The sequence below is a fragment of the Pseudomonas sp. TNT3 genome (genome assembly GCF_010095445.2).
Lineage (GTDB): Bacteria > Pseudomonadota > Gammaproteobacteria > Pseudomonadales > Pseudomonadaceae > Aquipseudomonas.
Genome location: NZ_WFGV02000091.1, coordinates 607 through 14,400, shown reverse-complemented (window position 1 = coordinate 14,400; position 13,794 = coordinate 607). Strand labels below are relative to the sequence as shown.

General features: G+C 60.8%; 11 protein-coding genes. 7 read left to right on the top strand and 4 right to left on the bottom strand.

Annotation, left to right across the window (positions count from 1 at the left end; all coding sequences use genetic code 11):
- The coding region (locus GBC55_RS28530; RefSeq protein WP_247267047.1) for an enoyl-CoA hydratase-related protein at positions 1-407 on the bottom strand (407 nt) is incomplete at its 3' end.
- Between the two features lie 60 nt (positions 408-467).
- The gene (paaF, locus tag GBC55_RS28525) at positions 468-1,241 is read right to left on the bottom strand and encodes a 2,3-dehydroadipyl-CoA hydratase PaaF (RefSeq protein ID WP_162440934.1); all 774 of its coding nucleotides are present in this window, start codon (positions 1,239-1,241) and stop codon (positions 468-470) included.
- 350 nt (positions 1,242-1,591) lie between these two features.
- Between paaF and paaY the strand changes: the two genes are divergently transcribed.
- The 3 genes from paaY (at position 1,592) to feaR (ending at position 4,286) form a co-directional block, all read left to right on the top strand.
- A complete protein-coding gene (gene paaY / locus GBC55_RS28520) occupies positions 1,592-2,191 on the top strand; it encodes a phenylacetic acid degradation protein PaaY (RefSeq protein WP_162440933.1) in 600 nt (199 codons plus the stop codon).
- Between the two features lie 172 nt (positions 2,192-2,363).
- Positions 2,364-3,287 carry a phenylacetic acid degradation operon negative regulatory protein PaaX gene (paaX, locus tag GBC55_RS28515; RefSeq protein ID WP_162440932.1) on the top strand — a complete coding sequence of 308 codons (924 nt, stop codon included), beginning with the start codon at positions 2,364-2,366 and terminating at the stop codon, positions 3,285-3,287.
- A gap of 84 nt (positions 3,288-3,371) precedes the next feature.
- Positions 3,372-4,286: a transcriptional regulator FeaR gene (gene feaR, locus GBC55_RS28510; protein WP_162440931.1), complete on the top strand. Its 915-nt coding sequence runs from the start codon at positions 3,372-3,374 to the stop codon at positions 4,284-4,286.
- A 116-nt stretch (positions 4,287-4,402) separates the two neighbouring features.
- Here feaR and tynA read toward each other — a convergent pair whose 3' ends face one another.
- Positions 4,403-6,691 carry a primary-amine oxidase gene (gene tynA / locus GBC55_RS28505; RefSeq protein WP_162440930.1) on the bottom strand — a complete coding sequence of 763 codons (2,289 nt, stop codon included), beginning with the start codon at positions 6,689-6,691 and terminating at the stop codon, positions 4,403-4,405.
- A 226-nt stretch (positions 6,692-6,917) separates the two neighbouring features.
- Here tynA and GBC55_RS28500 point away from each other — a divergent pair, with 226 nt between their 5' ends.
- From GBC55_RS28500 to GBC55_RS28490, 3 genes are all read left to right on the top strand, one after another.
- On the top strand, positions 6,918-7,418 hold the full coding sequence (locus GBC55_RS28500) for a sigma-70 family RNA polymerase sigma factor (protein WP_162440929.1): 501 nt from the start codon (positions 6,918-6,920) through the stop codon (positions 7,416-7,418).
- 40 nt (positions 7,419-7,458) lie between these two features.
- Positions 7,459-8,442 carry a FecR family protein gene (locus GBC55_RS28495; RefSeq protein ID WP_162440928.1) on the top strand — a complete coding sequence of 328 codons (984 nt, stop codon included), beginning with the start codon at positions 7,459-7,461 and terminating at the stop codon, positions 8,440-8,442.
- A gap of 97 nt (positions 8,443-8,539) precedes the next feature.
- A complete protein-coding gene (locus tag GBC55_RS28490) occupies positions 8,540-10,966 on the top strand; it encodes a TonB-dependent receptor (protein ID WP_162440927.1) in 2,427 nt (808 codons plus the stop codon).
- A gap of 138 nt (positions 10,967-11,104) precedes the next feature.
- Here the strand turns inward: GBC55_RS28490 and GBC55_RS28485 are convergent, their stop codons facing one another.
- Positions 11,105-12,256 (bottom strand): MFS transporter, encoded by a 1,152-nt coding sequence (locus GBC55_RS28485; RefSeq protein ID WP_162440926.1) that lies wholly within the window; start codon positions 12,254-12,256, stop codon positions 11,105-11,107.
- A gap of 164 nt (positions 12,257-12,420) precedes the next feature.
- Here GBC55_RS28485 and GBC55_RS28480 point away from each other — a divergent pair, with 164 nt between their 5' ends.
- Entirely contained in the window at positions 12,421-13,413 is a 993-nt protein-coding gene (locus tag GBC55_RS28480) for a diaminopimelate epimerase (protein ID WP_162440925.1), read from the top strand.
- Positions 13,414-13,794 lie beyond the last annotated feature (381 nt).

The window sequence follows — 13,794 nt, the reverse complement described above, 5'->3', positions numbered from 1 at the left end:
GCTTGAATGAAGCTTGCCGAACGCGCCGCCAACACCAGATCGCACGCCAGCGGGATGTTGGCGCCGGCACCGGCGGCAACGCCATTGACCGCGCAGATGACCGGCAGCGGCAGGTCGCGCAATTGGCGGATCAGCGGGTTGTAGAACTTCTCGATGGACTCACCCAGATCCGGCACGGCACTGCCCGGCGCGACGTTGCGGTCGCTGAGGTCTTGCCCGGCACAGAAGCCGCGGCCTTCACCGGTGAGCAGCAGGACGCGCACGTCCGGGTTCTGCCGCACCTGCTTCAGAGCCTCCTTGACCTCACCATGCATCTGCGTATTGAAGCTGTTGAGCTGGTCCGGACGATTGAGGCTGAGCAGGGCGACACCGGCCTCGATGGAAAACAGGATGTGTTCGAAGTTCATGGTCATGGCGCTCTCTGAGAAGTCGTTCGCTGCTTTTTAAGGTGGTGAGGGGGCGGCGGGTTATTCGCCGGTGAAGGTCGGCGTGCGCTTTTCCTGGAACGCCCGAATACCTTCGTCACGGTCGCGGGTGCCGGCCAGAACGGTGAACGCATGGCGTTCGAAGCGCAGGCCGCTGGCCAGGTCGGTGTCCATGGCCTTGAGCAAGGATTCCTTGGCCAGGCGCACCGCCAGCGGAGCCTTGCCTGCAATGCTGCGGGCAATCTGCAGGGCGCGTTCGACGGTGAATTCCGGTTGAGTCACTTCACTCACCAGGCCGGCGCGCTGGGCCTGGCGAGCGTCGATCGCCTCGCCGGTCAGGACCATTTGCATCGCCATGGATTTGCCGACCGCGCGCAGCAAGCGTTGGGTGCCACCGGCGCCGGGCATGATCCCGAGATTGATTTCCGGCTGGCCGAAGCGGGCGTCTTCCCCGGCAACAATGATGTCCGCGTGCATCGCCAGTTCGCAGCCGCCGCCCAGGGCGAAGCCGTTAACGGCGGCGATCAAGGGTTTGTTGAAGCGGGTGATGGTCTGCCACGAAGCCTGGCGTGGGTCGTCGAGGATGCCGACCAGATTGCGTTCGGCCATTTCCTTGATGTCGGCGCCGGCCGCGAAGGCTTTGCGGCTGCCGGTCAGGACCACGACGCGGGTGTTTGCGTCGGCCTGGGCGGCATCCAGTTCGCCGGCCAGCTCACCGAGCAATTCGGTGGTCAGGGCGTTCAGCGCTTGCGGACGCTGCAGGGTGATCAGGCGAACGCCCGGCTCGATGAACTCGACAGCAAGTGTTAGAGGCATGGCAGATGCCCTCACGGTGCACGCTCGGCGGTGATGCCGGCTCATTATTGGATCGGCGCGAGGCCGGTTTTGCCGGAGTATACCTACAACGTGATACGTAAATGCAAATGAAAAAACTGATTAATGTGTCTTATTGGTTGTGCTCAGGTTTTTGAAACGGATGTTTGATTAGAAGCTTGTTGCGGGTTTTCCCCCTGTTTTATTGACGTAACGACCTGTTTTTCTTCTGTAATACGCCGCAGCTGTTGCGGACTCATTAAGTGATACGGTTTTTTGTCTTTGTGATGTCAAAAGCGATGTGATACAAAATGAATCAACTTCGGCATCGCTTTCGCTTATTAGGAAATCCCATGACCTGCTACAGCCTTGATGGTTTGACTCCGGTGGTTGACCCCACGGCCTACGTTCATCCGTCGGCCGTTCTGATTGGCGACGTGATCATCGGTGCGCATTGCTACGTCGGACCGCTGGCCAGCCTTCGGGGCGACTTTGGCCGGATCGTGCTGGAAGAGGGCGCCAACCTGCAGGACACTTGCGTGATGCACGGTTTTCCGGACAGTGACACGGTGGTCGAGCGCAATGGTCATATCGGTCACGGCGCCGTGCTGCATGGTTGCCGGATTGGTGCGGATGCACTGGTGGGCATGAATGCGGTGGTGATGGACAACGCGCTCATCGGTGCGCGGTCGTTTGTATCGGCGGCGGCCTTTGTCAAAGCGGGGTTCGAATGCCCGGAGCAATCACTGGTGATGGGCGCGCCGGCCAGCGTCAAGCGCAGTCTCAGCGATGAGGAAGTGGCGTGGAAACAAGCCGGTACCCGTGCGTATCAGCAACTGGCCCAGCGTTGCCTCGAGCAGATGCAGGTCTGCGAACCCTTGACCGAGCCGGAGCCCGATCGCCCGCGTATCAGCGACAGTGGCCTGCGGCCCAAGGGTAGCGGCCTTTCGTGATCACTGTGGCGAGGGGATTTATCCCCGTTGGGTTGCGGAGCAGCCCCAAAAATGGGACCGCTGCGCAGTCCAACGGGGATAAATCCCCTCGCCACGGTAGCTCCTGCAGGGATCCGCGATTAACCGGTAGACATTCGGTATATTCCTTTTCTTTTTTCAGCTCGGTACGCCCATGTCGTCCCTGACACCTTTGAACCACCTGATTACCCGCTTCCAGGAACAGACGCCCATTCGCGCCAGTTCCTTGATCATCACGTTGTACGGAGATGCCATCGAGCCCCATGGCGGGACCGTCTGGCTGGGTAGCCTGATCCAGTTGCTCGAACCGATCGGTATCAACGAGCGGCTGATCCGCACCTCTATTTTCCGTCTGACCAAAGAAGGCTGGCTGACCGCCGAGAAAGTCGGACGTCGCAGCTACTACAGCCTCACCGGCGCCGGTCGCCGGCGTTTCGACAAGGCGTTCAAGCGGGTTTACAGCTCCACCGTGCCCGCCTGGGACGGTTCGTGGAGCCTGGTGATGCTCACGCAACTGACCCAGGACAAGCGCAAACAAGTGCGCGAAGAACTGGAGTGGCAAGGTTTTGGTGCGATCTCGCCAGCGGTACTGGCCTGCCCGCGCAGTGACCGGGCCGACCTCAATGCGACGCTGCTTGAACTCGGCGCGCAGGAAGAGACCATCGTTTTCGAAACGACCGCCCAGGATGTGCTGGCCTCCAAAGCCTTGCGTTTGCAGGTGCGCGAGAGCTGGAACATCGAGGAACTGGCGACCCATTACAGCGAGTTCATCCAGCTGTTCCGACCGCTCTGGCAAGCGCTTCGCGAGCAGGAGAACCTGCAACCGGCCGACTGTTTCCTGGCACGGGTCCTGCTTATTCACGAGTACCGCAAATTGCTGTTGCGCGACCCGCAGCTGCCGGACGAATTGCTGCCCGGCGACTGGGAAGGACGCGCTGCCCGCCAGTTGTGCCGCAACATTTATCGATTGATTTACGCCAAGGCCGAGGAGTGGCTGAACAGTGCGCTGGAAACCGCTGACGGGCCGTTGCCCGATGTGGGTGAAAGTTTCTACCGACGGTTTGGCGGGCTGAAATAGTCCGTTTTTACCCGAGCGCATTGCGGTCAGGGAGGACCAGGGGATTGGCGTAGATAATAAAAACAAGCCTGCGTGAGGCCCGACATGATTTCTTCAATTGCACAGCGCCGTGATGGATTTGATCAGTGGATTCATCAGATCAACCAGATCTGTGGCGCCTTTAATGCTCAACCCCTGGGCGAGGCGTTTGCCGGCCAGATCCTGGAACATCAGGACGGCGCGTTGAAGCTCAGTTTTGTCGACGCCTGCCAGGCGCGGCTGTATCGCACGCCGCTGGAGGTCGCGGCGGGCGAGGGTGGCAAATACTTTGCGGTGTTCCAGCTCGACGGCTCGGCGGGCATGGCTCAGGGCGACAACAAGGTGTTGCTTTCGGCGGGTGACATCACCCTGATCGACGCGTCGCGCCCCAGCGACTTCACCTACAGTGAAAACTCCCGTCAGTTGTCGCTGATCCTGCCCTCGCAACTGGTGGAGCAGACGCTGCGTTTCAATCAGGTGCGATGCGGTCACCGGATCGCGGCGACATCGCCCATCGCCATGCTGTCCCAGCGCTTGGTACTCGACGCCACGCGGCAAAAATGCCTGAGCCGCCAGGAAAGTGAAGCGACGCTGGAGGCCATTGTCAGCCTGCTGCGCCCGGCGATCAGTCAGTCAGATGACGGCAGCGACGCGCACGAGCGCACCTTTCGCAGGACCCTGAGTTTTATCGATCAGCACATCCGCTCGGAAGAGCTCTGCCCCGAGTGGCTGGCGCGGGAAGTCGGCATGTCCACGCGCGGGCTGTATCGAATGTTTGCCAAGAAGGGCCTGGTGGTCGCGCGTTACATCAAGAACCGGCGTCTGGATTTGTGTGCCGAGTCTTTGCGGCAGGCGCGGACCGAGCAGAAGTTGTCGGTGTTGGGGTATTCGTGGGGGTTTTCGGATTCGAGCTACTTCTCCACCGCCTTCAAATCACGCTTCGGTATCTCACCGGGCGAGTACCGCAAGAAGCACGCCTGAAACGCGGTCCCCTGTAGGAGTGAGCCTGCTCGCGATAGCGGAGTGTCAGTCAACATCATTGGTGACTGACACTCCGCTATCGCGAGCAGGCTCACTCCTACAGGGATTTGCGTTGATTATTGAGGGACGTTCAGGTTCAGCGTCGGCGTTTCATCGAAGAAATTCCACGGCTTGAGCAGGACGTGCACCCATTCCGTCGGCATGATCGGCCACTCTTCCGCCCGGGCGATGTGGGTGGTGCCGGTGGTCAGCCACACCACGTTATCGGTGTTTTCGATGGGCTGGTTATCGTCGGTGAACTGGCCGAGGCCGGAGTCTTTGTCCGAGCGGTTCGGGTACTTGCCTTCCGGGTATTTCTCATCCGGGTTGTAGCGTGTCACCCACAGTTGTTTGTCCATGAAACTCAAGCGGTGATAGAGCCATTCGTCCTTGCCGAAGTTGGCGCCCTTGGCCACCGGGTGCGTACCACCGGCATAGGGAATCAACTGGTAGGACACTGGATTGCCGACCTTGTTTTCCTTGCTGAAGTTGGTCAGTAGGCGAACGGTCGAGGGATCGAATTTCTGCGCCGCCTGCTGTTCGGTGCCGACCACCTGTTGTTCTGTCTGCATCGTACTGGTCCGCGGTCCGCCGCGTTCGTTGGGGGCAACCACCGGGTTCACTTCCACCAGCGAGTTGTTCTCGCCGTCCACGTCCATGTCCAGGCGAAAGTTGTAGATGTGCTGGTGGGTGGTGCCGACAATGTTGTGATCCAGCAGTGTGCCGTAGCGCGTGTCTTCCTTGGCGGTCGCATCGCGCATGGTGTTGGATTTCACGCCTTTGACCGCTTCGATCCCGGTGGCGCCGGCATCGATTCCGATGGTGCCGTTCTGCTGGAAAACCCAATCGAAAATGTAGTCGTAGTTGCCGACGGTGCTGATCCAGCGCACCACCAGTTCACGCCGTTCGGTGCTGAGGTTGGGCTGGCCCATTTCCTGGTGTTTGTACTCGGGGCCCGCGTAGCGCTCGAACACCGCCATGGCGCGGGGAATCGCGGTCGGCGTGCCCGTGTAGTCAGCGATGGTGGCGTCCAGCAGCACGGCGTTTGCCGGTGCGTCCTTGCCCCGGGCGATAGGCGAGGTCAGGGTGCCCATGCCGTAATCGCCTGAGTCCAGGTAAGCCTTGAAATACCAGCCGCCGTCGGGATCGCCATAGGGCACGATCATGCCGCCCAGCGAACCTTCGTACATGACTTTGCGTTTCCTGCCCTTGTCGTCGTAGGTGACGGTGGACAGGATCGGGCCGACCCGCGAATCGAGGCGAACGTGGAAGTCCCAGTTTTGCCAGTGAATGCTGTTGCCAGTGATCGTGTAGTTCTTGCCTTCCGGCTCGGTGATTTCCAGCGGTTTGACGGCAACCCCCTTGCGTCCGCGACCGTCATAAGGCGTTGGTTTCATCGGCACAGGGATGACGCCACCGTCTTCGATCTTGATCAGTTTTTTCTGTTCAAGGTCGACTATGGCCACCAGCCCTTCGATCGGATGGGCCCAATAGTTGCCATCACCGGTGTTCAGGTAGCTGACGATTTTCAGCAACCGTTTGTCCTGCGCCAAGCCGTCCTTGCCGTCGAAATACCCGACCGTCAAGGGCGTTGCCACGACCTTTTTCACATCGGATATACCGCGCTTGGCCAGCGCCTGGGCGTACTCAGGGCTGGCCTCGATGGCCGATTGCACGGTGCCGAAGTCGTCCAGCAAGACCATGCCGTGGGCGCCTTCGATCGGCTTCCAGGACAGGATGGACTGACTGTCGAGATCGATCAGCGCTTCGATCACGTGCTTGCCGTCGAGCACCACGATGTTGGCCTGACGGGGCTGGGCGACGGTTTGGCCGGTGAGGGCAAACGTCCACACCTGATCCTTGGGCGGCTCATGGATCGACACTTCGGTGAAGCGAAACCCGGTTTTGTAATGATCGGAGCGTTTGACGATGTCCACCGCACGGTTGATTTCGTCGGCGCTTAACGGGTTGAGCGGGTTAGGCCGGGTCTCGACCACAAATGTCTTGTCCAGGCCGGACTGGAACACCTGGTTGATGAAGTCCTTGGACATGTAGGCGGTCTGGCCCTTGAACACCACCGGCACGGTCAATTCCATGCGCTTGCCGTTGAGCATCGCCACTGTGCTGTCCGGCTTGACCTTGAGGTAGACGCCGTCCTTGGCGATCACGAACAGGTTGGCGTAATCGTCCCATTTGACCGTCGCGCCGAATGCCTCAAGGCCTGCTTGCAGCGGCACCATTTCGGCATGACCGCCGTGAGCATTGGCCTGAGTGATCCAGCCGGGCAGGCCGAGCAGGCTCAAGGCAATGGCCAGCGCGAGCCGGGTGCGCGGTTTTCTGTTGGGTGCTGCGACGGTGGTGAACATTTGCGGGGTTCCTATGGGCAAGCCAAGTGACAGGCACACGTGCACTTTGCTACAGCCCGTGCAGAGCTTGTTTGGGATGCCTGCCAGAATCCTTTGGCTGCGTGCCTAAATCAACTTTTCACGTATGGATCCAGCTGAGGCACGCTCGGTAGCGCCGGTCTGGAATCCATTGCTTCGGCTTAATAGGAAGCATTACTATTCGCGCCCCTCTCCACAGCGCGCCGCAATGACCCCCAAGCTGCCTCGCAAACATGGCTTTTTCGAGCATTACGAAGAGTTGGTTGGCACCTGGACCCGTCGCCTGAGAAATCGTCAGCAGGCCGAGGACCTTGCCCACGACACCTTTGTGCGGGTGCTTGAGTCCGATTCGGCGGCGGTGGAGCAGCCTCGGGCGTACTTGCACCAGACCGCGCGCAACATCGCGGTGGATGGATATCGGCGTGAGGATCGGCGGTGCGCCATGGAGTCGGAGGCGATCGATCACAGTGTGTCGTCGTCCGGCGACCCGGAGCATTTCATGCAGGCGATCCAGTTGGCTGACTCCATCGAGCGGGCGCTCGCCGAACTGCCAGTCAATTGCCGCAAAGTGTTCGTCTGGCAGAAGATCGAGGGCCTGACCCAGGCCGAAATCGCCGAACGCCTGGGCCTGTCCAAGAACATGGTGGAAAAGTATATGATCCGCACCCTGCGGCATCTGCGCGATCGGCTGGACGGGTTGCAATCATGATCGGTCGCCTCTTTCCATTCCCGGCCAGACAGGAACTTCCATGATGGATACTCGTGATTGCGCGTGCGGGCAAACAGCGGTTCGCGATGAGGCGGCGCGGTGGTTTGTGCGTTTGCAGGAACCGGTCGTGGACGTGGAAGAGCGCCAGCGTTTTGAAGTCTGGCTAGGGGAACATCCGCAGCATCGCGATGAGTTTCAGGTGCTTCAGGGATTGTGGTCTGCCGCTGACCTGGTGCCGGCGGCGCGTTTGCAGGCCTTGTGCGAAGCCCCGCCAGCGCGCAGCAAGCGTCGTCCTTTGATGCGCTATGCCGTGGCCGCCAGTGTGTTGGCCGTGGCGCTGGGGCTTGGTTTGTTCAGTGGCTTGAAATCCTCGGGCCCCTACACCGCCGAGTTCTCCACGGCGCTGGGTGAGCGTCGGCAGGTGGCATTGCCCGATGGCTCGGTAATCGACTTGAACAGCCGCAGCCGGGTTCAGGTGCGTTATGAACAGGACCTTCGTCACATCGAACTGAGCGAAGGCGAGGCGATGTTCAGTGTTGAACACGACACCCGCCGACCTTTTGTCGTGGCGTCTGGAAGCGGAAAAATCACCGTCACCGGAACCCGTTTCGATGTGCGTCGTGACCCTGCTGAAACCCGGGTCGTGGTAGAGCAGGGCACGGTCAAGGTTCAGGGGCGGGACGCAGCCGATAACGAGTTCGTCAGCCTCGTTGCCGGGACTGGGACGCGTGTGGATGCCAAGGGTTTTGTCACAGCGGCGTATGCGGTCAATCCCGCGGAGCTCACAGCTTGGCGCAGCGGCAAGCTGGTGTTCAACAACGCGAGCCTGAGCGAAGTCGCTGCCGAAGTGTCCCGTTACCGGGAGAAACCCCTCAGGATCGGCAATGAAAAAGTCGGCAATCTGCGCCTGACCAGCGTGTTCAAATCCGACAACACTGACGCCTTGCTAAAGGCCTTGCCGAACATTTTGCCGGTGGCTGTGCGCACCCTCGATGACGGCAGTCAGGAAATAATTTCAAAATAGATTCAGGTTTTTTTTGAGTTCTTCGTCTTCTTGTCCAACTGCAACTGGTTTGCATTAACAAACGCACACTCTTGCGATCCACAGGACAACGTTCGACGTGAAAAAAACCATCGCTAACAACAACAAAACTTCCTGGCTGCGGCTTGCGCTCGCGTTGGCCATCAGCTCGGCGTTGCCCCAGGCATTCGCCGCCGACGCTATTCACATCCAGGCGCAGCCTTTGGGCCAGGCCTTGAGTCAGTTGGGTCAGCAAACGTCGCTGCAGGTTTTTTTCAGTCCTGAACTGGTGGCCGGCAAACAGGCGCCGGCCGTGGACGGTAACTTCTCGCCGGAGCAGGCCTTGCGTCAGTTGCTGCAGGGCAGTGGCCTTGAGTATCAGATCGATGAAGGTTCGGTGACCCTGACGCCGGCACCGACTTCCGCTGCCAACGGACCGCTGGAGCTGGGCGTAACCGACATCAAGGTGGTCGGCGACTGGCTCGGTGACGCCGATGCGGCCGTGGTGCAAAACCACCCGGGTGCGCGGACGGTGATTCGCCGCGAAGCGATGGTCGAGCAAGGTGCGATGACCGTCGGCGACGTGTTGAAGCGTGTGCCGGGTGTGCAAGTGCAAGACGCCAATGGCACGGGCGGCAGCGATATTTCCCTGAACGTCGGCGTGCGCGGCCTGACCTCGCGGCTGTCGCCTCGCTCCACCGTGCTGATTGACGGCGTGCCTGCCGCGTTTGCGCCCTATGGTCAGCCGCAATTGTCCATGGCCCCTATTTCCTCCGGTAACCTCGACAGCATCGATGTGGTGCGCGGTGCGGGCTCCGTGCGTTATGGACCGCAGAACGTGGGCGGCGTGATCAACTTCGTGACTCGCGCCATCCCGGAAAAAGCCTCCGCTGAAATCGGCACCACCCTGGAAACCTCCCGGCACGGTGGCTGGAAGCACATCGATACGGCGTTTGTCGGCGGCACGGCCGACAACGGCATCGGCGTGGCGCTGTTGTATTCGGGCGTCAACGGTAACGGGTACCGCGAGCGCAACAACGGTAACGACATCGACGACGTGATCCTCAAGACCCATTGGGCGCCCACCGATGTCGATGATTTCAGCCTCAACTTTCACTACTACGACGCCAGCGCCGACATGCCCGGTGGCCTGACCCAGGCGCAGTACGACGCCGATCCGTTTCAGTCCGACCGCAACAACGACAACTTCAGCGGGCGCCGCAAGGACGTCTCGTTCAAATGGGCCCGGCAGATCGACGACCGCACCCAGGCCGAAGTGCTGACCTATTACTCCGACAGCTTCCGGGGCAGCAACATTGCCGCTCGCGATCAGCAGACCCTCGGCTCGTTCCCGCGCACGTACTACACTTTCGGCATCGAGCCGCGCGTGTCCCACGTGTTTGACGTCGGCCCGACCACTCAGGAAGTCAGTGTCGGTTATCGCTACCTGAAGGAAGGCATGCACGAGACGGCGAGTCGTCTGGGGCTTAACGGCAGCAATGAGCCGGTGGTGCGTCCGGGTGCCGACGGGCACGTCTATCAAGACCGTACGGGGGGCACTGAAGCCAACTCCGTGTACGTCGATAACAAGATCGACGTCGGCAACTGGACCGTGACGCCGGGCATTCGCTTCGAGCACATCAGCACTGACTGGCACGATCGGCCGGTGCTCGATACCGCAGGCAGGCCGGTGACCGAGAAGAATCGCAGCATCGAAAGCAACGAGCCTCTGCCAGCCTTGAGCGTGATGTATCACCTGTCCGACGCCTGGAAGCTGTTCGCCAACTACGAAACCTCGTTTGGCAGCCTGCAATATTTCCAGCTCGGCCAGGGCGGTTCGGGTGACGACACGGCCAACGGCCTGAACCCGGAAAAGGCCAAGACCTACGAGGTGGGCACGCGTTACAACGATGATGTGTGGGGCGGGGAGGTGACGCTGTTCTACATCGACTTCGATAAGGAACTGCAATACATCAGCAATGACGCGGGCTGGACCAACCTGGGGGCGACGACCCACCAGGGCCTCGAGGCCTCGGTGCACTACGACATGGCTGCCCTGGATCCCCGGCTCGAAGGCCTGAGCGCCAACGCCGGATTCACCTATACCCGCGCCGTGTACGAAGGGGAGATCCCGGGCTTCAAGGGCCGTGACCTGCCGTTCTACTCGCGCCAGGTGGCGACCGCCGGCCTGCGCTATGACGTCGATCGCTGGACGTACAACGTCGATGCCTTCGCCCAATCTAAACAGCGCTCGCCGGGCACTGCGGTGAATGCCGATGGCAGCTTCAGCGGCAACTACATCACCGAAGGCACGGCGGACGGTCAGTACGGTGACATTCCGGGCTACGTCACCTGGAACGTGCGCGGCGGTTATGACTTTGGGGCGACGCTGTCGAACCTGAAAGTCGGTGCCGGGGTGAAGAACATCTTCGACAAGCAGTACTTCACTCGTTCCAGCGATAACAATGCGGGGATGTATGTGGGGGCACCGCGGACGTTCTTTGTGCAGGCCAGTGTCGGGTTTTAATCGCAATCGAAAGAGCGATAACAACCCTGTGGCGAGGGAGCTTGCTCCCGCTGGGTCGCGCAGCGGCCCCAACAAAATGCGCCTGCTGCGCAGTCCAGCGGGAGTAAACTCCCTCGCCACAATTGATTGCGGTGCTTGTTAAACCTTCAACACCTTGCCGCCAATGGCCACTGCCACCAGCAGCACCGCCATCAATCCGAAGGCAAAACTCAGGCTGCTGCCATGGGCGATGAACCCGATGACCGCAGGTCCCGCGAGAATTCCCGCGTAACCCAAGGTGGTAATGGCGGGTATGGCGAGGCTTTCGGGCATGACCGTCTGTTTGCCCACGGCGGTAAACAGCACCGGCACGATGTTCGAACAGCCGGCCCCCAGCAGGACATAGCCCACCAGCGCAAATTCCCAGTTCGGTGCGAACGTGGCCAAAAACAGGCCCGCAGCGGCCGTCAGCCCTCCAAATACCATCACCCGTGTCGCGCCGAGACGACGGACAATCCGGTCGCCCGTCAGACGTCCAACGGTCATGGTCAACGCAAATGCTGCGTAACCCAATCCCGCATAGGCCGCATCAATGCCGCGTTCCTGCACCAGGAACACCGCACTCCAGTCCAGCGCCGCGCCTTCGGCGAGGAATACGATGAAGCACATCCCGCCAATGAACAGCACGATACCGTGGGGAATGGCGAACGCCGGCCCCGAGCGTTCACTGCCGTAAGACAGCATGTGCGGCGCGGCCTTGCACAGCGCGACCAGTAGTAACACAGCCACCACCAGCATCGCCGTCAATGGCGTAAACCCGAAGCCGAGCAAGGCGCTGACACCCGCCGCACCGACGATTCCGCCGAGGCTGAACATCCCGTGAAAACCCGACATCATGGTTTTGCCACTGGCCCGCTCGACGATCACCGCTTGCAGGTTGACGGTCGAGTCCACCGTGCCCAGGCCTGCACCGAACATGAACAGCACCGCGATCAGCCCCGGTATCGACGACACGGTCGCCAACAGTGGCAGGGCTGCACAGATCAACAATGTCCCGCCGATGGTCACTCGCCGACAGCCGAAGCGCGAAGCCAGAACCCCGGCCAGCGGCATCGCCAGAATCGAGCCCACGCCCAGGCATAACAGCAGCAGGCCGAGCGTGCCTTCATCCAGCCCGGCGCGAGCCTTGGCGTACGGCACCAACGGCGCCCAGGCGGCGATGCCGAAACCTGCGATGAAGAAAGCGACGCGCGTGGACATTTGTTCCAGGCGTCCAGGAACGAAGGTGGCTGGGGTGTTGAGGTTGCTCATATCAATCCTTGGAAAAAACATTGCGTCCCCAAGGGACAGTCACTCGACCGTTGGGTTCGGCGAGCGTCCGCCGGGGGTGTGATCAGGCAGGACGACATCCTTGCACAGCCCGCACCTGTTTCGCGATATGTTGAGGTCATCGACGATTGATACAGGGGAGCGCAATGACGCCGTTTTACGACGCACGAGGCAATATCTACGGGGTGGTGGCACCGCAAGCCGTTCGGCTGCAAGGCATCGACTTGCCAGCCGATGCGGGGCAGGCCGCGCACGGTCGCGAGGACTGGGCGTTGTCGGCCATCGAGGCATTCTGCGGTTGGGCCCCGGGCACGCAACCGCCCGGCAGCAAGGACCATCGTTGTGACGGGTTGCTGGTCGGCCCGTTTCAATCGGCCCCACCCTTCGATGTGCTGATCGTCAACACCGACGGCACGCTGGCCGAGCGCAGTGGCAATGGGTTGACGATTTTTTCCCAGGCGCTGAGCGATCAAGGGCTTTTTCCAGCACACGAGGCGTGTTTACTCAGGGTTCATCACGACAAGGCCGATACGGTTTCGCCGGGTGAAACGTCGGTGAGCAACGCACAGGTCGCCGGCGTTCAGGGCTTCTGGCTGGACCTGGGCAAACCGTCCTTCGGGCCGGGGGCGGTGAGTGCTCACGGGGCAGGCGAGGTGATGTTCAACGGCCGTGAACTCAATCATGTGCAACCGCTGTCGGCGCTTGATCCGGCATGGTCCCGCAGCCAGTTCGTGCGAGTGGGCAATCCGCATTGCGTGACCCTCGTTGACGATGCCAGGGCGCTGCCGAGCAATGAGCAAATGCGTGAAGCGCCGTTGTCCGATGGACTGACCCGCATCGCCTATGCCATGCCAACCGGTGCCGGTGAGCCCTGTCCCGCGGGGATCAATCTGCAATGGGCAATGCGGGAGGCCGAAGGGCGGATCGTTGCGCGGGTGTTTGAGCGTGGGGAAGGGCCGACGGCGTCGTCGGGCACCAGCGCCAGTGTGGTGGCCTGTGCGGCCTGGCGGGTGGGCTGGGTGGCGGCTGGCGAAGTGAAGGTGGTGATGCCGGGCGGCACGGCGCCGATTTTGCTTGAAGAGTTTGGTGGGGAGCTGAGCGGGGTCAGGTTGTTTGGTACGGCGAAGTTGATGGGTTGACGGTGAGATTGCCATCGCGAGCAGGCTCGGCTCCCACAGTAGAACACTGTCGTACACAAATTTGTGTCCACTGAAGATCCACTGTGGGAGCGGGCTTGCTCGCGATCGCGGTGGTCCATCCAGCATCGATGTTGCCTGACACGGCCCCATCGCGAGCAAGCTCGGCTCCTACAGTAGATAACTGTCGTACACAAATTTGTGTCCACTGAAGATCCACTGTGGGAGTGAGCTTGCTCGCGATTGCGGTGACCCATCCAGCATCGATGTTGCCTGACACGGCCCCATCGCGAGCAAGCTCGGCTCCTACAGTAGATAACTGTCGTACACAAATTTGTGTCCACTGAAGATCCACTGTGGGAGTGAGCTTGCTCGCGATTGCGG

Bases quoted from the DNA above. Each gene is read 5' to 3' on its own strand.
- GBC55_RS28500 (WP_162440929.1), top strand. From the start codon at position 6,918: ATGACCCCCAAGCTGCCTCGCAAACATGGCTTTTTCGAGCATTACGAA.
- paaY (WP_162440933.1), top strand. From the start codon at position 1,592: ATGACCTGCTACAGCCTTGATGGTTTGACTCCGGTGGTTGACCCCACG.
- paaF (WP_162440934.1), bottom strand. From the start codon at position 1,241: ATGCCTCTAACACTTGCTGTCGAGTTCATCGAGCCGGGCGTTCGCCTG.
- paaX (WP_162440932.1), top strand. From the start codon at position 2,364: ATGTCGTCCCTGACACCTTTGAACCACCTGATTACCCGCTTCCAGGAA.
- tynA (WP_162440930.1), bottom strand. From the start codon at position 6,691: ATGTTCACCACCGTCGCAGCACCCAACAGAAAACCGCGCACCCGGCTC.
- GBC55_RS28495 (WP_162440928.1), top strand. From the start codon at position 7,459: ATGATGGATACTCGTGATTGCGCGTGCGGGCAAACAGCGGTTCGCGAT.
- GBC55_RS28485 (WP_162440926.1), bottom strand. From the start codon at position 12,256: ATGAGCAACCTCAACACCCCAGCCACCTTCGTTCCTGGACGCCTGGAA.
- feaR (WP_162440931.1), top strand. From the start codon at position 3,372: ATGATTTCTTCAATTGCACAGCGCCGTGATGGATTTGATCAGTGGATT.
- GBC55_RS28480 (WP_162440925.1), top strand. From the start codon at position 12,421: ATGACGCCGTTTTACGACGCACGAGGCAATATCTACGGGGTGGTGGCA.